Genomic DNA, 22,513 nt, shown 5'->3' on the forward strand with positions numbered 1-22,513 from the left:
CGTACCCGCGCCGAGACGCCGCGTGGTTGCGGTCAGCCCTTTACGATCTCGGTGAGCTGGGTCAGGGTGTCGATCCGCCAGTCCGCCGCGGCCACGACCTCCGGGTCGTCTGCCCAGAGGTGCCCCCATGGTCCGCGGCGAAGGTGCGCCACGCGCAGCCCGGCAGCCTTTGCCGGGAAGACGTCATTGGCGGGGTGGTCGCCGACGTACAAGGTCGCGCTCGGAGCAGCCTGCGCCACCTCCAGCACCCGCCGGAAGAACTCCGGCTGCGGCTTCGCCACATCCCACTCCCCAGAGGTCGCGACGAGATCCGCCGGGAGGTCAAGCTCGCGCAGCAGCTCAGCCGCGCGAGAGGTCTGATTACCCGCGACGATTACGCGAACGCCGGCCTGCCGGAGCGCGCACAGGGCAGGGCGGACGTCGTCGTAGAGGTCGCTCTCGTCGAGGCGTTCACCGCGGCCGGCGGCTTCGCGGGCGTGGTACTCGGCAGCGACGTCGATGCCTGGACGCGCGAGCCGGAGGGCTTCGGCGTTGTCGTGTCCCTGGGCGACAACAGCTCCGACGAGCGCGGAGACGGTATGACGGGGGACGTTCAGCCAGTCTGCCCAGGAAGCCCAGTACCGGTCATCTCGGGTGATCGTCTCGCCGACATCGAACACGATGGTCTCAATCACCCTGGGAGCCTATGGCGCTGCCGTAGCTGCTGCACGAGCCGGATGCCACGCTGCCGACCCGGCTCCCGGACGATGGCGCCCTTCCCTTCGAGCTGCTCCAGTTGGTTGCACGGATGCCGAGCTGGTCATGCCGTCCCGCTCACCGATCTCCTTCACTTCAACCTCAGTAACCAGCTTCGGAACCGCAGCCAGCGGTGCCCCGCGCGTCTGGGCCACGTCCAGGAGATTTGATCGGGAGGCACTTCAGGCGGACGCGGGCGGAACGAGCCGGGAACTCCTGCGAGCCTCAAAGCCGGGCCAGCGGTGCGCGCCTCTCGCCCGGCGGTGCTTGCGCCTCCTGCCTCATTCGGAGGTCTTTGAACGAGGGGGCCAGCGCTCTCGTACAGGTCGTCTACGGCCTTCGATGGACTGATCAGCCTGGAACGATCGGCGATGGAGGAGCATGCGAAACCCACCGGTCTTGATGGCGAGGCGTACGACGCTCAGCGGAACGCGTGGCGCACGGCGGCCGAGGTCTTCCACGCCGCGCTCACCGAATACGGGGCGCATGCCGACGTGGGCATGTCGCAGGCCGATGGTGGCTGCGGCCCATCCGTGGCAGGGCGCCGGGCACTGGCAGGGACCTGCGCTCTTCATGTTCGGTCGGCCGCTGCAGGCGCCTCCCCTGCAGCGGAGGCAGTTGCCGATCGGTACCTTTTCCGCGTGCTCGGAGAACGCCTTGACCGCCTTGAGCGGCTGGCAGGTGGTGAGACTCCACCTTCGCCATGAGTACGCCCGCGCGCCTCAGCAGTTGTTCCAACGTGGCGCGCGTTTCCAGGAGGAGGCGCAAGGTCGCGTGGCGATTGCGGGCCGGTGGGGCGTTTGTCGCGCCCACCGGCCCGGACGGGGCCCCGGGACGGGTGGCAGATCTCTTACACCCGGGAAGACAGGGCCGGCACGTCAGCGCGGACGTCGGGTCGCCAGCCAGAGGCAGATGCTGGGCGGTACGGCACCGGCGAGTCCCGCGATCAGTGCCGCGCCCGCGACCGGCTCGCTGAGCGTGGGCAGCAGGCCGGTGACCCGGCCCGCGGTGGTCGGAACCGTGACCTCGCAGCCCCGCTCGGTCATGGACGTGCCGCCGCCTTCGACAAGCAGCCCATGGCCGTCCTCCCTGCACTGCTTGGACCCGATGGCGTTGGCCCCGAGCCACAGCACCGCGGCCAGTGCGGCGAGCAGAACCGCACCCGCCAGGCCCGCTCTGCGAAGGGACCGGCTGCGATCTGCGCCCGGGTGTTCGTGTGCGTTCATGCGCGCATCATCCTCGAAGGTTCGGACGTCAGCGGTTGGCGGGGCAGTCGTAGGTGCCGTTCGCCTTGTAGGTGGGCGAGCCGCCCCGCACCCAGTCCGCGCAACTCGGCACGCGCCAGCCCCGGGACTTGCCCACCAGTGGCTCGGTGCCGGAACCCGGCCGGTCGTAGTTCAGGCCCGTGCAGGAGCTGCCCGGCTCCATGCCGAGGTCGTTGCAGTCGTTGCTGATCTTCTGGGCGCCCAGGTCGTACGGGGAGCTGGACTTGGTGCCCTTCTCGGCGGCGATCCAGAAGTTGTACGCCACCCCTGCGGTGAGCTTCTTCGGGTAGCCGATGCCGACGGAGAAGTCGAGCTTCTCGCAGGAGTCGGTGGTGTCGTCCCAATCCCAGTAGGCCGCGGCGGCGCTCGGGAAGTTCCAGCCGTACTTCACGGCGTTCCACTTGAACCCGGTCGACCAGCCGGCCCAGAACTCCGTGTAGGCGCTGTCCGCGCAGTACGGACGGGTGAGGTCCCACAGATCGGTGTTGTAGAGCGACATGTTGTGCTCGTACGCGAAGTCGTCACCGAAGGCGGCGATGTCGCTTGCGGAGTACCAGCGGAGGTAGTGCCGGAACTTGCGCGGCATGTCCGTGGGGGATTCGTACGGATTGTTGTACGCCCGCATCGTCCCGTACCACGGAGCCCAGGCGTTCGAGATGTTCGCCGCAGTCGTCGGCTGCTCGGCGGAGGACGATGACGACGAGGGCGCGTCCTCGCGGCTTTCCTCGGCGGCCGCCTTCATGGCGTCGCTGCGGCCCAGCAGGGCCTCTCTGGCCCGGGTGGCGTCGGCTGCCTGTTCGAGGGTGCCGAGGGGCAGGCGGTCCACGGACTCCGAGTCCGAGTCGAAGGTCCTGGCCTCGGTGAGCACCGGGTCGAGCGCCGTGAGCTGGGCGGCGGGCACTTCGCCGTCCACGACGACCAGGAAGACGAGCGGCTCCACGCCGTACTGGCCGACGACGCTCTCGCGCATGCTTTCGATGGCCTGGTCGGCGGGGACACCGGGCCCCGGCTGGTCGCCGCCGCCGATCTCGCCGGTGTAGCGCAGCAGGAGCGGCTGGAGCCCGGCGAGAGAGACCTTGAGCTCGTCGAGCGTCTGGGGTACGGCGAACAGCAGCCGGGTCACCTTCGGCTGGACCTGGGGGGCGGTCACCGTGACGGACGTCGGGGACGGTTCGTCGGTGGTCTGGGCGGTCGCCGCGGCGACGGGCAGCAGGGTGAGGGTGAGGCAGCCGGCCGTGGCTGCGGCCCACATGGTCAGGGAACGAAGTCTCATGTGAGTGTCTGCTCCGGTGTGTCGGTGTCGTCAGCTCTTGGTGCGGGACAGCACGTAGCCGGTGCGGGCGTCGATCTCGAGACGCTCCACGTCCGGCATTTCGGCCCCGGGACGGCCGGCGAGGCCGCGGTCGACGGTGACCGTCCAGCGGTCGGTGTTCCAGGTGTCGGCCACGGCGGTGGCGGTGCCCCGGTCGTCGCCGATCGCGGCACGGGCCACGCGGATCGCCTCGTCGCGGTCGACCGTGAAGGCCGACGCCTTCCCGGCCGCCGCGCCCTGAGTGGTCGACAGGTAGGTGACGGCTCCGGTACGGCGGTCGATCTCGACCGTCACCTGGCGCGCGTCCGCGTGCCCGTCGTCGCCCACGGGGCGCCACGTCAGGAGCGTCAGGGCGTCACCCTCCAGGTGACTGACCGGCTCTTCGGCCACCAGCTGCCAGCCGCCGTCCCATCCGGTGACATTGCGCTGGACGAACTCTTGTGCGGCGGCGCGGGTTTCGTCCGCGCCGAGCCGTACGTCACCGCTGGTCGTCGGGGTGCCCACGAGGTCGATCAGCGAGCCGTCGGCGGCCGATCGGTACTCGACTCCCTCTGCGGTTTCAACGGTCGTGAGGGGCTCCCCCGCCGGACCCTGCGTAGTGGTCGTACTGACCGGTGTCAGGGCGGCGGCGGTGGTGAACGTCGGGGTGGCGACGGGCCGGCCGTTCAACGGCTCGCCCTCGCCCGCCGGCTTGAGCTTGACCGAGCCGGGGGCGGCCGCGGCACCCCGGATCACATAACGGTCCCAGCCGTCCGCCGCACCTTCCTTGGCGAGGAGGTCGGTACGAGCCCGGGCGAGCGCGGTGGACACGGTGACGCCCGTGGTGGCGTGGTACGAGAACCGGCTCCAGAAGTAGTTGCCGGAGTAGTTCGTCGTACTGGCCGCCGTGCCGTACGCGGTCGCCGGATACATGACCAGGCCGGAGAAGCTGATGGCCGAGTCGATACCGCGGGAGACCGCGACCTCGTTGAAGTTCCCGAGCTGCCCGGACTGGGCGGTGTAGCAGCCCGCGAGGATCAGCAGCCGCATGTCGTCGACTTCCGCGTACGGCAGGTACTCGGTGAAGAACCGCAGGTTCGCGTAGAGAGGCACGAGATCCTGCGTCCTGCCGGCAGCCAGGATCGGGTCCTGGTCGTCCGACGGCCCCTCGTCGGTCTGGAAGATGCCGCCGTTCGAGTGCCCGAACAGCGCGAAGACGCCCGAGTCCAGCCCGTCCATCCATGCGTCGTCCGCACTACGCCCGGCGGTGTGGCTGGTGCCCGTGTAGCCGGCGGAGCGGGCCGCGTCGCGAAACGCCGTAGCACTGAGTCGCGTGTCCAGACCGTCGTTGAACCGCATGCCGATGCTCGTCTCCACGACCGCCGCCGCATGGGCGGGCGGGGTGCCGACCGTCGCGGCACTCAGAGCGCAGACAAGCGCGACCGGTATCGCGAGCAGCCCACGGCGGCGCTGCCGCCGACCATGGCTTGTGTGTCCCATCAACTCTCCGCTTCTTCTGCCGCACCAGATGGTGCACTGGTGCTGTCACCTGCTCTACGGAGTCGGGTGGCAGCTCCCTCGCGAAGAAGCCGAGGTTTTTTCCACGCTTCGCGCACGTGGGCGCGAAGGGGACCGCCGGGATCAATCCAGCGGCAGGAGTGGCGGATTCACCGACGACAGCGGGCCGGGCAGACCCGGTACGTCGACGTTCGGCCGTACGACCTGATCCGGCTCGACCGCCGGTACGGGAAGGGCCGGTACCGAGGGCAGGGACGGCACAGGGGGTACGACCGGTACGGCCGGTACGGGTGGCAGCGCCGGTACGGTCGGCAGCGTCGGCAGTTCGGCGGCGGGCATGCCGGGCACGCCGGGCAGCGGCCCCTGATCGGGTGCGGAGCCGCCGCCTTCAACGGGCCCGTCGTCCCGGCCCGAGCCACCGGCCGGCCGGCTTGCTGTCTCTGCAACAGCACGCACACCAAGGCGCTCCTGTCCGGTGACCGCGGCCGGAGTGACTGAGGGCCGAGCGCCCGGCTCTTGCGGCGACGACACGAACACGACGTCCGACCGCCCGTCTCGATCGGGCCTGGAAGCGGGCTCTGCGTCGGCTCCCGGAGACAACATCAGGACAAGCCCCGCGAGCATCAGCGTCCCCGCGGACGCCAGGACGGCAGGAGACGCAGCCGTCGGCGTACCCCCGTTGATGCGTGGACGGCCCCGCCACAGCCCCACGGCGACGGCGGCAAGCGTCGCCGCAAGTGCGGCCCGCAGAGTCCGCCGCGCCCGGCCCAGCAGCGACTCGGCGGCCTTGTAGGTCAGCCCCATCCGCTGCGCGACCTGCGCCACGTCCAGGTCCTGCGCCTTCAGCTGCAGCGCCACCCGCTGGCTCTCCGGCAGCGCGGTGTTCTGACGGGCGAGCCACCGCGCCTCCGCTTGGTCGCACACGATTTCCTCATGCGGTACGACGCTGGGCGCGCTCAGCATCGAGCCGGCACGCCGGCGTATCCCCGTGTCCCGACTGAGCTGCCGATGCTGATCGACGCACAGCCGTACGGTCACCGCGGTCAGCCACGCGCCGAGCCGGTTGCCGTCCAGGTGCGGGCGCTCCGCAGCCCTGGCCATGGCCTCGTGCACCGCGTCCTCGGCGTCCTGCGGGCTCATCGACCGGCGCCGCGCCACCCTCAACAGCTGCTCGCGGTGGCTCCAGATCTGCTGCCATCGGTCGACACGCGTATCGGGCAGCGCGGATTCAGGAATCTGACGCATACGACACCCTCGGCTCTCAACCCGGACCAGCTTGGGCGGCAATCTAACCCGGGACCGCGTGTGACCTGACGTCCAGGGGCTCGGCCCCGCCCGCTAATTCGCCGTTCGGGGCGCGGGTTGTGTTCTCGGCTGCGCGCCGGTGGGGGTTGATCGCGCCCACGCTGCGGAGCCGAATATCGATACAGCCCCGCGCCCCTGGGTTGGCTACCGCTGGCCGTCCGCCAAGTCCCCCAACACCCGATGCAACGGCTCCGTCGCCCGTCGCCGGTACTCCTGGATCGACCAGCCGTTGCCGTCCGGGTCCGTGAAGTACATGAAGGTCGCGCCGTCGTCGGGGGCGTACTGGACGGGCTCCGAGATCTCCAGGCCCCGTTCCACCAGTTCCGCGCGGGCCGCCTTGATGTCGGCGACGCACAGCTGGAGGCCCTGGTAGGAGCCGGGCTCCGGCTTGGTCTGGCCCTGGGGCATGTCCCAGATGCTGTCGCCGAGGGCGATCGAGCAGCCCGAGCCGGGAGGCGTCAGCTGGACGATGCGCATGCCCGGCATGACCTCCTGGTCGATGTCGACGTGGAAGCCGACCTTGTCCCGGTAGAAGTCGCGGGCCCGGTCGATGTCGCTCACCGGCAGCGGGATCACTTCGAGCGTGTAGTCCATCAGTGGTCCTCCGGATTGAAGCGCCAATGGAAACGCCAGCGGGTCTGGCTGAACGGCTCCCCCTTACCGAAGCCGAAAACCGTGTGCGGCGCCACCGAAAAGACAAACGCGTGTCCCGCGCCGTGGTGGAAGCAGCCGTTCCGTACCTCGAAGCGCCAGACCTCGCCGTACTTCGCCTCCCACGCCGCCGCCAGCTCGCGCAGCCGCTCGTCGTCGGTCACGCGGACCGCCTCGCCCTCCACCACCAGGTCGTATCCCTTGTTCCAGGTGTTGGTGCCGGTGGTCAGGGTGACATGCGGGTTCCCGGCGAGGTTGCGGGCCTTGCGCTCCTCCGGGCCGGTGCAGAAGTGCAGCGCGCCCGCCGACCAGACGGCGAGCAGCGGCGTCACATGCGGCCGCCCGTCCGGACGTACCGTCGAGATCCAGAACAGCTCGGCCTCGCTCAGCAGCGCCTCGGCCTCCGGCCAGGCCGCCGCGGTGGCCGTCTCGTCGCTGTAGCGCGGGTCGAGCAGGGTCTGGGGTCGTGTACCGGTCATGAGTGGTGCCTCCTCCTGCCACAGGTCTGCCCCCTCCCAGTGCAGACCCCGGGCGGCGGCGGAACTCATCGGCGCTTCCCACCGGCGGGCCGGTTAGGCTCGGCTCGTACCACGTTGATCCGGACGGGAGGGCGAGGATGACGCCGGGGCGCAGAAGCAGTACCTTCACGCGGCTGCTGCGGCACGGCTTCACCGACCCGTCCGCCGCCGAGCGGCTGCTGGAGAGCGCCGGGCTCGGCGCCGTCCGCGACGATCCGGTGCTGCTGGACGCGCTGGGCGCCACCGCCGACCCCGATCTCGCGCTGCACGGCCTGGTACGGCTGCTGGAGGCGCAGCCCGACCCGACCGCGCGCCGTGAACTGCTCGACACCCTGACCGGCTCCAAGCCCCTGCGTGACCGGCTCCTCGGTGTGCTCGGCGCCTCCGCCGCCCTCGCCGACCACCTCGCCCGGTACTGCGGCGACTGGCGGGCGCTGGTGACGTACGAGCCGCGGGACCTGCATCCGGGGGTCGAGGAGTTCGAGCGGGGGCTCGCCGGGGCGGCCGACCTCGTCTCGCTGCGCGTCGCCTACCGGCGCTGTCTGCTGTCCATCGCCGCCCGTGACGTGTGCGCCACGATCGATGTCGCCGAGACCGCCGCCGAGCTCGCCGACCTGGCCACCGCGACCCTGCGCCGCGCCCTCGCCCTGGCGTCCGCCGCCGCCCCCGACGACGCCGCGCTGTGCCGGCTGGCGGTGATCGCGATGGGCAAGTGCGGGGGGAACGAGCTGAACTACGTGTCCGACGTGGATGTGATCTTCGTCGGGGAGGCCGTCGAGGGCGCCGACGAGGGCAAGGCGCTGCGGGCCGCCACCCGGCTCGCCTCGCACATGATGCGGATCTGCTCCGAGACCACCGTCGAGGGCTCCATCTGGCCGGTCGACGCCAACCTCCGCCCCGAGGGCAGAAACGGTCCTCTGGTGCGCACCCTCAGCAGCCACCTCGCCTACTACCAACGCTGGGCGAAGACCTGGGAGTTCCAGGCCCTGCTCAAGGCCCGGCCGGTCGCCGGCGACCTCGAACTCGGCGGGCAGTACGTCGCCGCCGTCGGACCCCTGGTGTGGCAGGCCGCCGAACGGGAGAACTTCGTCGCCGATGTGCAGAAGATGCGGCGCCGGGTGGTCGAGAACATCCCGGTCGCCGAGATCGAACGCGAACTGAAGCTGGGGCCGGGCGGCCTGCGGGACGTCGAGTTCGCGGTGCAGCTGCTGCAGTTGGTGCACGGGCGGGCGGACGCCGCGCTGCGCAGCGGATCCACCCTGGAGGCCCTGCGGGCGCTGGCCGCGGGCGGGTACGTCGGCCGGGCCGACGCCGCGCAGCTGGAGGACGCGTACCGCTTCCTGCGTTCCATGGAACACCGCATCCAGCTCTACCGGCTGCGCCGCACCCACCTCGTGCCCGAGGGCGAGGCCGACCAGCGGCGCCTCGGCCGCTCCCTGGGCCTGCGCACCGATCCGGTCGCCGAGCTGAACCGCGAGTGGAAACGGCACGCCGCTGTCGTACGCCGCCTGCACGAGAAGCTCTTCTACCGGCCACTGCTCGACGCCGTCGCTCAACTCGCGCCCGGCGAGGCCCGGTTGAGTCCCGAGGCGGCACGTGAGCGGCTCGTCGCCCTCGGGTACGGCGATCCGGCGGCGGCGCTGCGGCATCTGGAGGCGCTGGCGTCCGGGATCACGCGCAAGGCGGCGATCCAGCGGACCCTGCTGCCGGTGCTGCTGGGCTGGTTCGCGGACTCCGCCGACCCGGACGCCGGACTGCTCAACTTCCGCAAGGTGTCCGACGCGCTGGGCAAGACGCCCTGGTATCTGCGGCTGCTGCGGGACGAGGGCGCGGCGGCGGAGAACCTCGCCCGCGTGCTGTCCGCCGGGCGGCTCGCCCCCGACCTGCTGATGCGCGCCCCGGAGGCCGTGGCCCTGCTGGGGGAGGGGGACGGCGGGGGACTGGAGCCACGGCCGCGGGTCCAGCTGGAGCAGGAGATCCTCGCGGCGGTCGGCCGCGCCGAGGGCGGCGAGCAGGCGGTCGCCGCGGCCCGTGGCGTACGGCGCCGGGAGCTGTTCCGTACGGCCGCCGCGGACATCGTCGGCTCCTACGGCACCGAGGCCCAGCCCGCCGAGGCGGATCAGGGTGCGCTGGTGGACCTGGTCGGCGGGGCCGTGTCCGATCTGACGGCGGCGACGCTGGCGGGGACGTTGCGGGCCGTGGTGCGGGACAGCTGGGGGGACACCCTGCCGACGCGGTTCGCCGTGATCGCGATGGGGCGGTTCGGTGGGCACGAGCTGGGCTACGGCTCCGACGCGGACGTGCTGTTCGTGCACGAGCCGCAGGACGGGGCCGACGAGCGGGAGGCGGCCGACGCCGCGAACCGGGTCGTCGCCGAGATGCGCCGGCTGCTGCAACTGCCGAGCGCGGATCCGCCGCTGCTGATCGACGCGGATCTGCGGCCGGAGGGCAAGTCCGGACCGCTGGTGCGCACCCTCAAGTCGTACGAGGCGTACTACCGCCGCTGGTCCCTGGTCTGGGAGTCGCAGGCCCTGCTCCGGGCCGAGCCGGTGGCCGGCGACGAGGGCCTGGGCCGGCGTTTCGTCGAGCTGATCGATCCGCTGCGCTACCCGGAGCGGGGGCTCGGCGACGAGGCCGTACGGGAGATCCGGCGGCTGAAGGCCCGGATGGAGTCGGAGCGGCTGCCCCGGGGCGCCGACCCCAAGCTGCACACCAAGATCGGTCCGGGCGGCCTGTCCGACGTCGAGTGGACCGTGCAGCTGCTGCAACTGCGGCACGGGTGGCAGGTGCCGGGGCTGCGCACCACCCGGACCCGTGAGGCCCTCGCGGCGGCCCGGGACGCCGGGCTGATCTCCACGGTGGACGCCGGGATCCTGGACGAGGCGTGGGTGCTCGCGACGCGCGTCCGCAACGCCGTGATGCTGGTGCGCGGGCGGGCCGGGGACACCTTCCCGTCGCACGCGCGCGAGCTGGCGGCGGTGGGGCGTTACCTGGGCTACGGGCCCGGTCACGTGGGCGACATGCTCGACGCCTACCGGCGCACGGCTCGGCGGGCCCGGGGTGTGGTGGAGTCGCTGTTCTACCAGGGGTAGTGCTTGAGGGGGGCTACGCCGTCTACGCCTGATCTACGCCGTCTATGCCGTCTACGCCTGCCTCGGCACCAGCGGCTTCCGCTTCGGAACCACGCGCGGCAGTGCGTACGGCAGCGTTCCGTACCACACGCGTGCCACCCCGTAACCGAAGGTGAGGCACAGCAGGCCGCCGAGCGCGTCGAGCCAGAAGTGGTTGGCCGTGGCGACGATGACGACGAGGGTGAGCGTCGGGTAGAGCAGGCCCAGCACCCGGACCCAGGGCACGGTCGCCAGCGCGAAGATCGTCAGGCCGCACCACAGGGACCAGCCGATGTGCATGGACGGCATCGCGGCGTACTGGTTGGACATGTTCTTCAGGTCGCCGGAGGCCATCGAACCCCAGGTCTGGTGGACCATGACCGTGTCGATGAAGTGGCCGCCGTTCATCAGCCGGGGCGGGGCGAGCGGATACAGGTAGTAACCGACCAGCGCGACGCCCGTCGTCGCGAACAGCACCGTGCGGATCGCCGCGTAGCGGCCGGGATGGCCACGGTAGAGCCACACCAGGACACCGAGCGTGACCACGAAGTGCAGTGTCGCGTAGTAGTAGTTCATGCCGACGATGAGCCAAGTCACCGAGTTCACGGCATGGTTGACCGTCTGCTCGACGGCGATGCCGAGGGCTTGCTCGGCCTTCCAGATCCAGTCCGCGTTGCGCAGCGCCTCGGCCTTCTGCTCCGGCACCGCGTTGCGGATCAGTGAGTACGTCCAGTAACTCACCGCGATCAGCAGGATCTCGAACCACAGCCGCGGCCGACTCGGAGTGCGCAGCCGATCCAGGAAATCCGCCCCCGTGTCGTCCGCGACGGGATGTGGAACGGCCTCTTCCCGGCCTTCCAGTGTCGTCACGGTCGTGTCACCCATGGGCACAGAGTCTGCCAGAAAAGACTTCGCGCTCCGATCACCCCCTGGTGGCATTCAGCACGCACGTTCTACGGCAGCGGGAGGGCCGCGAGATGCGTTCGCCTCGTACCCGCGTATCAGGCCGGGCGGCGGTTCTCCGCCCTAGGTCCTGTCGTCAAATTCCCGTCGTCCGCCCGCCGGGCAGGCGGGAATTTGACGACAGGACCTTAGGGACGATGCCGGTCCCCAGGGGCCGAAGCGGTCGAACCGCGCACCACCAGCTCCGGCATGAACACGAACTCGCTGTGGGGCGCGGGCGTCCCGCCGATCTCCTCCAGCAGCGTCCGCACCGCCGCCTGACCCATCGCCGGGACCGGCTTGCGGACGGTGGTGAGGGGCGGGTCGGTGAAGGCGATCAGCGGGGAGTCGTCGAAGCCCACGACCGAGATGTCCGTCGGGACCTTCAGGCCCAGCTGTCGGGCCGCCCGTATCGCGCCGAGGGCCATCATGTCGCTGGCGCACACCACCGCCGTGCAGTCCCGGCCGATGAGGGCCGTGGCGGCGGCCTGGCCGCCCTCCAGGGTGTACAGCGAGTGCTGGACGAGCTCGGACTCGACGGACTCCTGGCTCAGGCCCAGCTGGTCCTGCATCGCCCGCACGAATCCCTCGATCTTGCGCTGCACGGGGACGAACCGTTTCGGGCCGAGGGCGAGGCCGATCCGGGTGTGGCCCAGGGAGACGAGGTGAGTGACCGCCAGGGTCATCGCCGCCCGGTCGTCGGGGGAGATGAAGGGCGCCTGCACCTTCGGGGAGAAGCCGTCGACCAGCACGAACGGCACGCCCTGCGCGCGCAGCTGCTCATAGCGCTGCATGTCGGCGGTGGTGTCGGCGTGCAGTCCGGAGACGTAGATGATGCCGGCGACCCCGCGGTCGACCAGCATCTCGGTCAGCTCGTCCTCGGTGGAGCCGCCGGGGGTCTGGGTGGCGAGGACCGGGGTGTAGCCCTGCCGGGTCAGAGCCTGGCCGATGACCTGCGCCAGCGCCGGGAATATCGGGTTCTCCAGCTCGGGGGTGATCAGACCGACCAGACCGGCGCTGCGCTGCCGCAGCCGTACCGGACGCTCGTAGCCGAGGACGTCGAGCGCGGCCAGTACGGACTGGCGGGTGGTGGCGGCGACGCCCGGCTTCCCGTTGAGGACGCGGCTGACGGTCGCTTCGCTCACCCCCGCCTGAGCAGCGATGTCGGCAAGCCGTGTGGTCACGGCACTGGACTGTACCGGCCGTATGTCGCCTTGCACACCGATCGGACGCCGGGTGCGGGCGGTTGACCGGCGCGCTGCGGGTTGCTGCGGCATGGCGTCCCTTCGTGAAACGGATGGCAAGAGCTTGCAGAGTCTTGCACAACACGGTCCGTGCCCGCTCAACCCCGCAGAACAACGGTCTCACAGCGATCGACGACAGGTCACGCGCGGATAACTTCGGTGATGCCTTGCACTTTTTTTCTGCAAGGTCTTTCGCAACGCTTACATCGCTGTTACGTTCACGGTCGCCCGGCCGCCGCAACGGCGCAGTCGGCAAGCCGACAGGGGCGGTAGACGGGACCACCCCCTGCTAGCTCGGGCTTTTCACCCTCAAGGAGAACTCATGCGGCGTGGCATAGCGGCCACCGCGCTGGTGGCGTCCCTCGCCCTCGCGGCGACGGCCTGCGGCGGCGACGACAGCGGCGACTCGGCCGGCGGTCCGGTCACGATCACCTGGTGGGACACCTCGAACGCCACCAACGAGGCGCCGACGTACCAGGCCTTGGTCAAGGAGTTCGAGGCCGCCAACAAGGACATCAAGGTCAAGTACGTCAACGTCCCCTTCGACCAGGCGCAGAACAAGTTCGACACGGCCGCCGGTGCCTCGGGCGCCCCGGACGTGCTGCGCTCCGAGGTCGGCTGGACGCCCGCCTTCGCGAAGAAGGGCTACTTCCTGCCGCTGGACGGCACCGAGGCCCTCGCCGACGAGAGCAAGTTCCAGCCCAGCCTGATCGAGCAGGCCAAGTACGAGGGCAAGACGTACGGTGTGCCCTTCGTCACGGACACCCTGGCCCTCGTCTACAACAAGGACCTCTTCGAGAAGGCCGGCGTCGAGGTCCCCAAGACTTGGGACGACCTGAAGAAGGCCGCTGCCACGATCAAGGACAAGACCGGCGTCGACGGCTACTGGGGCTCCACCCAGGCCTACTACGCCCAGACCTTCCTCCACGGCGAGGGCACCGACACCGTCGACGCCGACGCCAAGAAGATCACCGTCAAGTCGCCCGAGGCCAAGAAGGCCTACGAGACCTGGCTGAGCCTCTTCGACGGCAAGGGCCTGCACAAGGCCGACACCACCGCCGACGCCTACGCCCACATCCAGGACGCGTTCGTCAACGGCAAGGTCGCCGCGATCATCCAGGGCCCCTGGGAGATCACCAACTTCTACAAGGGCTCTGCGTTCAAGGACAAGGAGAACCTCGGGATCGCCACCGTCCCGGCCGGCTCCACCGGCAAGGCGGGCGCCCCGACCGGCGGCCACAACCTCTCCGTGTACGCCGGCTCCGACGAGGCCCACCAGCAGGCCGCGCTGAAGTTCGTCAACTTCATGACCTCGGCGAAGGCCCAGGAGACCATCGCCCTGAAGAACTCCACGCTGCCCACCCGCGACGACGCCTACACCGCCGAGGTCAAGGCCGACCCGGGCATCGCCGGCTACCAGGGCGTCCTCGCCGCCGCCCAGCCGCGCCCCGCGCTGCCCGAGTACAGCTCGCTGTGGGGTCCGCTCGACGACGAGCTGCTCGCCGTCGCCGGCGGCAAGAAGTCCCTGGACGAGGGGCTCGACAGCGCCGAGACCTCGATCGCCAAGCTGGTCCCGGACTTCAGCAAGTGACCCCGACCGGCCGTCGGATCCTCCTGACTCATGGGGGGAAGGATCCGGCGGCCGTCGGCCTGTGCGCCGTACCCCCTGATCCGCAGATCCTCACAAAGGTTGTCGAACCATGACAGTCGCCATCGATCGAGCGACCGGAAAGCGACTCGGTGACCGCGGGCCCCGGCCCGGGCCGGTCCAGCGCCTGCGGCGCAGCTACCGGAAGTACTGGTACGCCTACGCGATGATCGCCCCGGTGGTCGTCGTGCTCGGCGTCCTGGTGCTGTATCCGCTGGCGTACGGCTTCTACCTGACGCTCACCGACGCCAACAGCCTCAACACGGCCCGCACGATCGGCGTCAACGAGATCGAGGCCACCTACAAGTTCATCGGCTTCGACAACTACGCCGACATCCTGTGGGGCGAGACCGCCTACGACCGCTTCTGGTCGCACTTCATCTGGACGATCGTGTGGACGGCCGCCTGCGTCGCCCTGCACTACTCCATCGGTCTGGGCCTCGCCCTGCTGCTCAACCAGAAGCTGCGCGGCCGCACCTTCTACCGGCTGATCATGGTCCTGCCCTGGGCCGTCCCCACCTTCGTCACCGTCTTCGGCTGGCGTTTCATGCTCGCCGACGGCGGCATCATCAACTCCGCCCTGGAGACCCTGCATCTGCCGGCGCCGCAGTGGCTGGAGGACACCTTCTGGCAGCGGTTCGCCGCGATCATGGTCAACACCTGGTGCGGTGTGCCGTTCATGATGGTCTCGCTGCTCGGCGGGCTCCAGTCGATCGACCGCACGCTGTACGAGGCCGCCGAGATGGACGGCGCCAACGCCTGGCAGCGCTTCCGCTACGTCACCCTGCCGGGCCTGAGGTCGGTCAGCTCCACCGTCGTCCTGCTGGGTGTGATCTGGACCTTCAACCAGTTCGCGGTGATCTTCCTGCTGTTCGGCACCACTGCGCCGGATGCCCAGATCCTCGTCACCTGGGCGTACTACCTCGGCTTCGGACAGCAGCCGCGCGACTTCGCGCAGTCCGCCGCCTACGGCATCCTGCTGCTGGCCATCCTGATCGTCTTCACCTCCTTCTACCGCCGCTGGCTGAACCGCAATGAGCAGCAGCTCGCGATCTGAGGCAGGAGTCCCCATGAGCACCACGACCCTTCAGAAGTCCGCCACCGCGGACCGGGCCCCCGCCGCCGCCCCGCCGCGCAGCACGCGCCGCCGCGGCGAGCGCGGCCTCGTCGGGACCCTCGCCGCGCACGGCATCCTGACCGTCGGCAGCCTGATCGCGCTGTTCCCGATCGCCTGGCTGGTCTACCTGTCCCTCGGCCCGGACAAGGACGACTACCTGCACCCCGGGCGCATCTGGGGGAAGATGACGTTCGACAACTACGCGTTCGTCCTGACGGAGACGAACTTCTTCGACTGGCTGAAGAGTTCGCTGGTCGTCTCGCTGGGCACCACGGCCATCGGCGTGATCATCGCCGCCACCACCGGCTACGCGGTGTCCCGGATGCGCTTCCCCGGCTACAAGAAGTTCATGTGGGTGCTGCTGGTCACCCAGATGTTCCCGATCGCCGTGCTGATCGTGCCGATGTACCAGATCCTGTCGGAGCTCCAGCTCATCGACACCTACCTCGGCCTGATCCTCGTCTACTGCTCGACGGCCGTGCCGTACTGCGCCTGGCTGCTCAAGGGCTACTTCGACACCATCCCGTTCGAGATCGACGAGGCGGGACGCGTCGACGGGCTCTCCCCGTTCGGCACCTTCCTGCGGCTGATCCTGCCGCTCGCCCGCCCCGGACTCGCGGTGGCCGCGTTCTACAGCTTCATCACCGCGTTCGGCGAGGTCGCCTTCGCCACCACGTTCCTGCTGGACGACGAGAAGTACACGTTCGCGGTCGGTCTGCAGAGCTTCGTCAGCGAGCACGACGCCCAGCGCAACCTGATGGCCGCCACCGCCGTACTGATCGCGATACCGGTGTCCGCGTTCTTCTACCTCGTGCAGAAGAACCTGGTGACCGGCCTCACCGCCGGTGGCACCAAGGGCTGACGCCGGTCCCCCGGAACTCCCGCGCGCCTCGCCGCGCGGGCGGCGGCCGCGGTGCCTCCCCCAGAGGGGGGACCCCCAGACCCCGCTGTACCGCGGCCGCCTCGTCTCTCGCCCCGAGACCCCGACAGCCACTTCCACTCACGCCCGATGACTCCCTGACGCATCAAGGACGCCATGAGCCAGTACTCCACCGACCCGGCCCCGACCTCCGCCGTCGCCACTGTCGCCCGCCGCCGCGACTGGTGGCGCGACGCGGTGATCTACCAGGTCTATCCGCGCAGCTTCGCCGACAGCAACGGCGACGGCATGGGCGACCTGGAGGGCGTACGATCCCGACTCCCGTACCTGCGCGACCTCGGCGTGGACGCCGTGTGGCTCAGCCCCTTCTACGCCTCCCCGCAGGCCGACGCCGGGTACGACGTCGCCGACTACCGTGCCGTCGACCCCATGTTCGGCTCCCTGCTGGACGCGGACGCGCTGATCCGCGACGCCCATGAGCACGGGCTGCGCATCATCGTCGACCTGGTCCCGAACCACTCCTCCGACCAGCACGAATGGTTCAAGCGAGCGGTCGCGGAGGGGCCGGGTTCCCCGCTCCGCGACCGCTACCACTTCCGTCCCGGCAAGGGCGAGAACGGCGAACTGCCGCCCAACGACTGGGAGTCCATCTTCGGCGGCCCGGCGTGGACGAGGGTTCCGGACGGCGAGTGGTACCTCCACCTCTTCGCCCCCGAGCAGCCCGACTTCAACTGGGAACACCCGGCGGTGGGAGACGAGTTCCGCTCGATTCTCCGCTTCTGGCTGGACATGGGCGTCGACGGCTTCCGTATCGACGTGGCCCACGGCCTGGTGAAGGCGGAGGGCCTGCCCGACCTCGGCGCCCACGACCAGCTGAAGCTGCTGGGCAACGATGTCATGCCGTTCTTCGACCAGGACGGCGTGCACGAGATCTACCGGCAGTGGCGGCGGATCCTCGACGAGTACGCCGGTGAGCGAATCTTCGTCGCGGAGGCGTGGACCCCGACCGTCGAGCGCACCGCGAACTACGTCCGCCCGGACGAGCTGCACCAGGCCTTCAACTTCCAGTACCTGAGCACGGACTGGGACGCGAAGGAGCTCCGTACGGTCATCGACCGCACCCTGGACGCGATGCGCCCGGTCGGCGCCCCCGCCACCTGGGTGCTGTCCAACCACGACGTCACCCGGCACGCCACCCGCTTCGCCAACCCGCCCGGCCTCGGCACGCAGATCCGCGAGGCCGGCGACCGCGAGCTGGGCCTGAGGCGGGCGCGGGCGGCCACGCTGCTGATGCTGGCGCTGCCCGGATCGGCGTACATCTACCAGGGCGAGGAACTGGGCCTCCCGGACGTCGTCGACCTGCCCGACGAGGTGCGCCAGGACCCGGCGTACTTCCGCGGCGCCGGCCAGGACGGCTTCCGCGACGGCTGCCGGGTGCCGATCCCGTGGACGCGCACCGGGGCGTCGTACGGCTTCGGCAGCGGGGGCAGTTGGCTGCCGCAGCCGGAAGGGTGGGGCGAGCTGAGTGTTCAGGCGCAGGAGGGGGTGGCCGGTTCGACGCTGGAGCTGTACCGAGCCGCGCTCGCCGTGCGCCGTACGCAGCCAGACCTCGGGGCGGGGGAGGCGGTCGAGTGGCTGAAGGCCCCCGAGGGTGTGCTCGCCTTCCGGCGCGGGGAGTTCGTGTGCGTCGCGAACACCGGCGGGGAGTCGGTGACGACTCCGGGGTACGGCCGTCTGCTGCTCGCCAGTGGCGAGGTGAGCGAGGCGGACGGCGAGGTGAAGGTGCCGGCCGACACCACGGTGTGGTGGACGACGGCCTCCTGAAAGCCCTCCGCAATATTTTTCATTGAAGTTCGTACGGCCCGCTGCCCTTTCGGGCGGCGGGCCTTTAACATCTCCGTCACCGCAAGTTGGTTGAAAGTTTTCAGCAAGAGCCTTCAACGGTGAAGGAAACCCCACATGGCACGCAGAACCCTCCCCTGGGCCGCCGCACTCGCAGCCGCCCTTGTCATGAGCCCGTCCGCCGCTGAGGCCTCCCCGCCCGGCGCCAAGGACGTCACGGCCGTCCTGTTCGAGTGGAACTTCGCCTCGGTCGCCCGCGAGTGCACCAACACCCTCGGCCCCGCCGGCTACGGCTACGTACAGGTCTCCCCGCCCGCCGAGCACATACAGGGCGCGCAGTGGTGGACGTCGTACCAGCCGGTGAGCTACAAGATCGCCGGGCGTCTCGGCGACCGCGCGGCGTTCCAGCACATGGTCAACACCTGCCACGCGGCGGGCGTAAAGGTGGTCGTGGACACGGTCATCAACCACATGTCGGCAGGCAACGGCACCGGCACGGGCGGCTCGTCGTACACGAAGTACAACTACCCTGGCCTGTACTCGTCCTTCGACTTCGACGACTGCACGGCTGAGATCACCAACTACCAGGACCGCTGGAACGTCCAGCACTGCGAACTGGTGGGCCTGGCGGACCTGGACACGGGTGAGGACTACGTCCGTGGGGCCATCGCGGGCTTCATGAACGAGCTGCTCTCCCTCGGCGTCGACGGTTTCCGTATCGACGCGGCCAAGCACATGCCGGCGGCCGACCTGGCCAACATCAAGTCGCGGCTGAGCAATCCGTCCGTCTACTGGAAGCAGGAGGTCATCTACGGCAGCGGAGAAGCCGTCCAGCCGACGGAGTACACCGGCAACGGGGACGTCCAGGAGTTCCGTTACGCCTACGACCTTAAGCGGGTCTTCAACAACGAGAACCTCGCGTACCTGAAGAACTACGGCGAGGGCTGGGGCTACATGAGCAGCGGCGTGGCGGGCGTCTTCGTCGACAACCACGACACGGAGCGCAACGGGTCCACGCTGAGCTACCAGGACAACGCCAACTACACGCTGGCGAACGTCTTCATGCTGGCCTGGCCGTACGGCGCACCCGACATCAACTCGGGTTACGAGTGGTCCAACTCGGACGCCGGTCCACCCAACGGCGGTGCGGTGAGCGCCTGTTGGCAGGACGGCTGGAAGTGCCAGCACGCGTGGCCGGAGATCAAGTCCATGGTCGCTTTCCGTAACGCCGCGCGCGGTGAGGCCGTCACCAACTGGTGGGACAACGGGAACGATGCGATCGCGTTCGGGCGGGGGAGTAAAGGCTTCGTGGCCATCAACCACGAGTCGGGCTCGCTGAGCCGGACCTATCAGACGTCGCTGCCTGCCGGGACCTATTGCAACGTGCAGAACAACACGACCGTGACGGTGAACTCCGGTGGGCAGTTCACGGCCACCCTCGGCTCGAACACGGCCCTGGCGCTCTACGCGGGGAAGTCGAGCTGCTGAGTCCCTGATGCGCATATCGAACCGGCCAAGTGGGAGTGTTCTCCAGGCGTTCTCCTGGTCGGCTTGGAGGCGGAGGGCTTGATGACCGGGCGCCGATGAGGAATCCAGCGCCCAGTGAGGATTCGAACCGTCGTGTGATCGCAGGTGTTGGTACGCACTTGCTCATGGTGCGTGCAGCTTCGGCCGAATGTGATCTTTGGCGCGGTGGGTCGACCATGTGCCCGTACGGTGATCGGTATGAAGCTCCGGTACAACGTCCGGGTGTACCCGAGCGCTTCTCAGCGGGGCAGTCTGGCGAGGGCGTTCGGGTGCGCCCGCGTCGTGTGGAACGACGCCCTTCGACTACGTCATGATGCCTCTGCGCAGGGTCTGCCGCGCCCGACGGCGGCCGAGTTGTCGAAGCGGGCCATCACCGAGGCCAAGAAGACTCCGGGACGGGCCTGGCTCGGTGAGGTGTCCGCCGTGGTACTCCAGCAGTCGCTGCGCGACCTGGAGACCGCGTACAGTAACTTCTTCGCCTCGAAGAACGGCACCCGCAAGGGCCCGAAGATGGGCCCGCCGAAGGCGAAGAAGAAGACCGCCCGACAGGCGATCCGGTTCACCGCGAACGCCCGCTGGTCCATCACCAAGGCCGGCAAGCTTCGACTTCCGAAGATCGGCGACATCGAGGTGCGCTGGTCACGCGAGCTGCCCGCACGACCGTCGTCGGTGACGATCATCAAGGATCCGTCCGGCCGGTACTTCGCCTCTTTCGTGGTCGAGGCGGACGACAAGCCGCTGCCCGAGCTGGACGTGGAGGAGACGGACACCGGGATCGACCTAGGCCTGGCCTGCTATGCCGTGCTGCGCGGCCGGAAGATCGCCTCCCCGAAGTTCTTCCGCCGTCAGGAGCGCAAGCTCAGAAGAGCTCAGCGGGCTGTGTCCCGTAAGCAGAAAGGATCAAACAATCGACGCAAGGCCAAGCTGGCCGTCGCGAAGGTCCATGCCCGCATCGCGGACCAGCGACGCGACTTCATCGAGCAGGAGACCACCCGCATCGTTCGCGAGAGCCAAGCGGTCTATGTGGAGGGCCTGAACGTGAAGGGCATGGCCACCCGCGGCGGCAGGCTCGGCAAGAGCGTCCATGACCAATCCCTCGGCAGGTTTGTCCGCACCCTGGAGGCCAAGTGCGCCCGGTACGAGCGGACCTTCGTCAGGATCGACCGGTGGTTCCCCTCCACCCAGCTGTGCTCCCGCACCGGGTGCGGGAGCCTTACTGGTCCGAAGGGCCGCGAGCAGCTGAACGTCCGCGTGTGGACGTGCACAGACTGCGGAACCAGGCACGACCGTGACGAGAACGCTGAGGCCAACCTACGCGCCGCTGGACGGAAACGTGCTGCTGAAATGCGGCACGAAGCGGAGCGTCAAAACGCCTGTGGAGAGCACGTCAGACCTCGCAAGCCGGGGCAGCGCTCGGTGAAGCAGGAACCCACCCGAAGCCCCGTTGCTGCACGCGGCGGGGCAGGCTGGAATCGCCCACGTTCACGTGGGTGAGGACGTCAAATGAACGACCTGCTCTCGCTCGCTGAGCGTGGACGGCTACCGCGTCGACGCTCCGAAGCACGTCGACGCCGCGGACCGGGCGAACAACGGGGGCCAGGCACGGCTGGAAGTGTCAGCACGCCTGGCCGGAAATCCAGCGCATGGTCGCCTTCCGCAACGCGGGGCAGTCGGTGACGAGCCGGTCGGCTGGGCCGCCGTGGCGCCCCGGTCGGACACGTCCTTCGCACGCAACCGCAAGATCCCGCACGTCGACGACCTGCCCGTCTGGTCGCTGTGGTGCATCCGCGTCCGCCCCGGCCACCGCAAGCAGGGCATCACGCACGCTCTCATCGCCGGCGCGGTCGAGTTCGCCCGCGCCCACGGCGCCCCGGCGATCGAGGCCTATCCCCTCGACAACGGTGACGCCAAGGTCGACCTGACCATGGCGTACGCCGGGCTCCGCAGGAACTTCGAGCGCGCGGGCTTCGTCCACGCCGCCGACACCACCTCCGTACTGGCCGGTCATCCCCGGATCCTGATGCGGCTCGACCTGCGCTGACCGGCAAGGGCCTCTATGGCCAGGCGTTCGGGTTTCGGGCGAGGGGGATGCCGAACAGCACGTTGCCGACGCTCGGCAGCGTCCACAGGACTGCCCCTCCGCCCGCGATCCACGCGGTGAGCGTGAGCTGGTCCAGCTCGGCCGCCGGGAGGGCGCGGGCAAGACCGGAGGGGTCGTACACGACGGGGATACGCCCGTCCGGCACCGGCGTGTACGACGTCATCTCGTCCGGGGCGTCGTCCGCCGCGCAGTCCAACGCATAGGTGTACAGCGCCATCTCGCCACCATCGGGAGTGGGGGTGATGTGCTCGCCGCGGCCGGACACCGTGCACACGGTCTCGCTGCCCCGCCACTCCAGCAGCCCCAGCTGTACTGCCCAGCCCCCGGCGAAGGCAGCGCACAGCAGCGCGTACGCCGCCACCGCCATGAGGAGCGACCCCAGGTCGTCCCAGAGCAACAAGGGAGACAGGAACAGCGGTAGGGCGATGGCGATGAACGGCAGTGTCAGCAGCAGGCGTGTCACCGTGCTCGCCTGAACCAGCCACAGCGCGGCCGTCACGTACGCCGCACACAGGACGGGCAGCAGCACCACGGCGATGAGGCGCACCACCCACGCCGTCCAGACTGTCCGGGCCTCGTAGGGGGACAGGAGGAAGTCGCCGACCAGCTCGAAGAGCAGCTGAGTGAGGCCAAGTCCGGCCGCGAGTCCCAGCCCCAAAAGCAGGAGCATCGTCAGGAAGAGGAGCCATTCACCCATGGCCGCGAACATGCCCGGAAACGTAGCCGTTCGGTGCTGGGAGGGGTCCCGGACCGGATGAGCCCCGCCCCACCGGCCTCCCGGCGCCCCTGAAACTTCTTGCTAAGTGTTTCAACACTCTT

The 22,513-nt window shown here is 69.5% G+C and carries 17 protein-coding genes and 2 pseudogenes; 8 read left to right on the forward strand and 11 right to left on the reverse strand.

Features of this window, described 5'->3' with window-relative positions:
* Positions 1 to 32: 32 nt before the first annotated feature.
* The 8 genes and pseudogenes from HJD23_RS30905 to HJD23_RS30935 all read right to left on the reverse strand — a co-directional run bounded on the left by HJD23_RS30905 (position 33) and on the right by HJD23_RS30935 (position 7,244).
* Positions 33 to 674, reverse strand: a complete 642-nt coding sequence (locus HJD23_RS30905; RefSeq protein WP_171115636.1) for an HAD family hydrolase — start codon at positions 672 to 674, stop codon at positions 33 to 35.
* A 576-nt stretch (positions 675 to 1,250) separates the two neighbouring features.
* Positions 1,251 to 1,376: pseudogene (locus HJD23_RS44260) on the reverse strand (DNA primase); the annotation flags it as partial.
* Between the two features lie 237 nt (positions 1,377 to 1,613).
* Complete coding sequence (locus tag HJD23_RS30910; protein ID WP_171115635.1) at positions 1,614 to 1,961, reverse strand: hypothetical protein; 348 nt, start codon at positions 1,959 to 1,961, stop codon at positions 1,614 to 1,616.
* Between the two features lie 28 nt (positions 1,962 to 1,989).
* Positions 1,990 to 3,273 (reverse strand): hypothetical protein, encoded by a 1,284-nt coding sequence (locus HJD23_RS30915; RefSeq protein ID WP_171115633.1) that lies wholly within the window; start codon positions 3,271 to 3,273, stop codon positions 1,990 to 1,992.
* A 30-nt stretch (positions 3,274 to 3,303) separates the two neighbouring features.
* Entirely contained in the window at positions 3,304 to 4,791 is a 1,488-nt protein-coding gene (locus HJD23_RS30920) for a hypothetical protein (RefSeq protein WP_171115631.1), read from the reverse strand.
* A gap of 141 nt (positions 4,792 to 4,932) precedes the next feature.
* Positions 4,933 to 6,054, reverse strand: coding sequence for a sigma-70 family RNA polymerase sigma factor (locus HJD23_RS30925; RefSeq protein WP_171115629.1), 1,122 nt, complete (start codon positions 6,052 to 6,054; stop codon positions 4,933 to 4,935).
* Between the two features lie 204 nt (positions 6,055 to 6,258).
* Positions 6,259 to 6,708: a VOC family protein gene (locus HJD23_RS30930; RefSeq protein ID WP_171115627.1), complete on the reverse strand. Its 450-nt coding sequence runs from the start codon at positions 6,706 to 6,708 to the stop codon at positions 6,259 to 6,261.
* Complete coding sequence (locus tag HJD23_RS30935) at positions 6,708 to 7,244, reverse strand: pyridoxamine 5'-phosphate oxidase family protein (RefSeq protein ID WP_171115624.1); 537 nt, start codon at positions 7,242 to 7,244, stop codon at positions 6,708 to 6,710. Before HJD23_RS30935 ends, HJD23_RS30930 begins: the two co-directional genes overlap by 1 nt.
* Before the next feature lie 137 nt (positions 7,245 to 7,381).
* Between HJD23_RS30935 and HJD23_RS30940 the strand changes: the two genes are divergently transcribed.
* Complete coding sequence (locus HJD23_RS30940) at positions 7,382 to 10,375, forward strand: bifunctional [glutamine synthetase] adenylyltransferase/[glutamine synthetase]-adenylyl-L-tyrosine phosphorylase (RefSeq protein ID WP_171115622.1); 2,994 nt, start codon at positions 7,382 to 7,384, stop codon at positions 10,373 to 10,375.
* Between the two features lie 51 nt (positions 10,376 to 10,426).
* Here the strand turns inward: HJD23_RS30940 and HJD23_RS30945 are convergent, their stop codons facing one another.
* Both HJD23_RS30945 and HJD23_RS30950 read right to left on the reverse strand, forming a co-directional pair.
* Entirely contained in the window at positions 10,427 to 11,278 is an 852-nt protein-coding gene (locus HJD23_RS30945) for a phosphatase PAP2 family protein (protein ID WP_171115620.1), read from the reverse strand.
* 206 nt (positions 11,279 to 11,484) lie between these two features.
* Positions 11,485 to 12,519: a LacI family DNA-binding transcriptional regulator gene (locus HJD23_RS30950; protein ID WP_277347782.1), complete on the reverse strand. Its 1,035-nt coding sequence runs from the start codon at positions 12,517 to 12,519 to the stop codon at positions 11,485 to 11,487.
* A 382-nt stretch (positions 12,520 to 12,901) separates the two neighbouring features.
* On the opposite strand from HJD23_RS30950, the gene HJD23_RS30955 reads away from it, so the two are divergent.
* The 7 genes and pseudogenes from HJD23_RS30955 to HJD23_RS30985 form a co-directional block, all read left to right on the forward strand.
* Positions 12,902 to 14,170 (forward strand): extracellular solute-binding protein, encoded by a 1,269-nt coding sequence (locus HJD23_RS30955; RefSeq protein ID WP_171115617.1) that lies wholly within the window; start codon positions 12,902 to 12,904, stop codon positions 14,168 to 14,170.
* 109 nt (positions 14,171 to 14,279) lie between these two features.
* Positions 14,280 to 15,284 (forward strand): sugar ABC transporter permease, encoded by a 1,005-nt coding sequence (locus tag HJD23_RS30960; RefSeq protein WP_171115615.1) that lies wholly within the window; start codon positions 14,280 to 14,282, stop codon positions 15,282 to 15,284.
* Between the two features lie 13 nt (positions 15,285 to 15,297).
* Positions 15,298 to 16,206, forward strand: a complete 909-nt coding sequence (locus HJD23_RS30965; RefSeq protein WP_171115612.1) for an ABC transporter permease subunit — start codon at positions 15,298 to 15,300, stop codon at positions 16,204 to 16,206.
* A gap of 174 nt (positions 16,207 to 16,380) precedes the next feature.
* Complete coding sequence (locus HJD23_RS30970) at positions 16,381 to 18,048, forward strand: glycoside hydrolase family 13 protein (RefSeq protein ID WP_171115610.1); 1,668 nt, start codon at positions 16,381 to 16,383, stop codon at positions 18,046 to 18,048.
* 135 nt (positions 18,049 to 18,183) lie between these two features.
* The gene (locus HJD23_RS30975; protein ID WP_171115607.1) at positions 18,184 to 19,554 is read left to right on the forward strand and encodes an alpha-amylase family protein; all 1,371 of its coding nucleotides are present in this window, start codon (positions 18,184 to 18,186) and stop codon (positions 19,552 to 19,554) included.
* 171 nt (positions 19,555 to 19,725) lie between these two features.
* A complete protein-coding gene (locus HJD23_RS30980; protein WP_240980861.1) occupies positions 19,726 to 21,087 on the forward strand; it encodes a transposase in 1,362 nt (453 codons plus the stop codon).
* 178 nt (positions 21,088 to 21,265) lie between these two features.
* Positions 21,266 to 21,634: pseudogene (locus HJD23_RS30985) on the forward strand (GNAT family N-acetyltransferase); the annotation flags it as partial.
* A gap of 13 nt (positions 21,635 to 21,647) precedes the next feature.
* Here the strand turns inward: HJD23_RS30985 and HJD23_RS30990 are convergent.
* Positions 21,648 to 22,391, reverse strand: coding sequence for a hypothetical protein (locus HJD23_RS30990; protein ID WP_171115605.1), 744 nt, complete (start codon positions 22,389 to 22,391; stop codon positions 21,648 to 21,650).
* Between the last annotated feature and the right edge of the window lie 122 nt (positions 22,392 to 22,513).

The sequence above is a fragment of the Streptomyces sp. Z423-1 genome, from assembly GCF_013009255.1.
GTDB classification, from domain to species: Bacteria; Actinomycetota; Actinomycetes; order Streptomycetales; family Streptomycetaceae; genus Streptomyces; species Streptomyces gossypiisoli.

What these genes read in the sequence shown, in the direction of transcription:
- HJD23_RS30975 (WP_171115607.1), top strand. Translation starts at nt 18,184, where the DNA reads ATGGCACGCAGAACCCTCCCCTGGGCCGCCGCACTCGCAGCCGCCCTT.
- HJD23_RS30940 (WP_171115622.1), top strand. Translation starts at nt 7,382, where the DNA reads ATGACGCCGGGGCGCAGAAGCAGTACCTTCACGCGGCTGCTGCGGCAC.
- HJD23_RS30925 (WP_171115629.1), bottom strand. Translation starts at nt 6,054, where the DNA reads ATGCGTCAGATTCCTGAATCCGCGCTGCCCGATACGCGTGTCGACCGA.
- HJD23_RS30990 (WP_171115605.1), bottom strand. Translation starts at nt 22,391, where the DNA reads ATGGGTGAATGGCTCCTCTTCCTGACGATGCTCCTGCTTTTGGGGCTG.
- HJD23_RS30930 (WP_171115627.1), bottom strand. Translation starts at nt 6,708, where the DNA reads ATGGACTACACGCTCGAAGTGATCCCGCTGCCGGTGAGCGACATCGAC.
- HJD23_RS30970 (WP_171115610.1), top strand. Translation starts at nt 16,381, where the DNA reads ATGAGCCAGTACTCCACCGACCCGGCCCCGACCTCCGCCGTCGCCACT.
- HJD23_RS30960 (WP_171115615.1), top strand. Translation starts at nt 14,280, where the DNA reads ATGACAGTCGCCATCGATCGAGCGACCGGAAAGCGACTCGGTGACCGC.
- HJD23_RS30910 (WP_171115635.1), bottom strand. Translation starts at nt 1,961, where the DNA reads ATGAACGCACACGAACACCCGGGCGCAGATCGCAGCCGGTCCCTTCGC.
- HJD23_RS30945 (WP_171115620.1), bottom strand. Translation starts at nt 11,278, where the DNA reads ATGGGTGACACGACCGTGACGACACTGGAAGGCCGGGAAGAGGCCGTT.
- HJD23_RS30955 (WP_171115617.1), top strand. Translation starts at nt 12,902, where the DNA reads ATGCGGCGTGGCATAGCGGCCACCGCGCTGGTGGCGTCCCTCGCCCTC.
- HJD23_RS30915 (WP_171115633.1), bottom strand. Translation starts at nt 3,273, where the DNA reads ATGAGACTTCGTTCCCTGACCATGTGGGCCGCAGCCACGGCCGGCTGC.
- HJD23_RS30935 (WP_171115624.1), bottom strand. Translation starts at nt 7,244, where the DNA reads ATGACCGGTACACGACCCCAGACCCTGCTCGACCCGCGCTACAGCGAC.
- HJD23_RS30920 (WP_171115631.1), bottom strand. Translation starts at nt 4,791, where the DNA reads ATGGGACACACAAGCCATGGTCGGCGGCAGCGCCGCCGTGGGCTGCTC.
- HJD23_RS30965 (WP_171115612.1), top strand. Translation starts at nt 15,298, where the DNA reads ATGAGCACCACGACCCTTCAGAAGTCCGCCACCGCGGACCGGGCCCCC.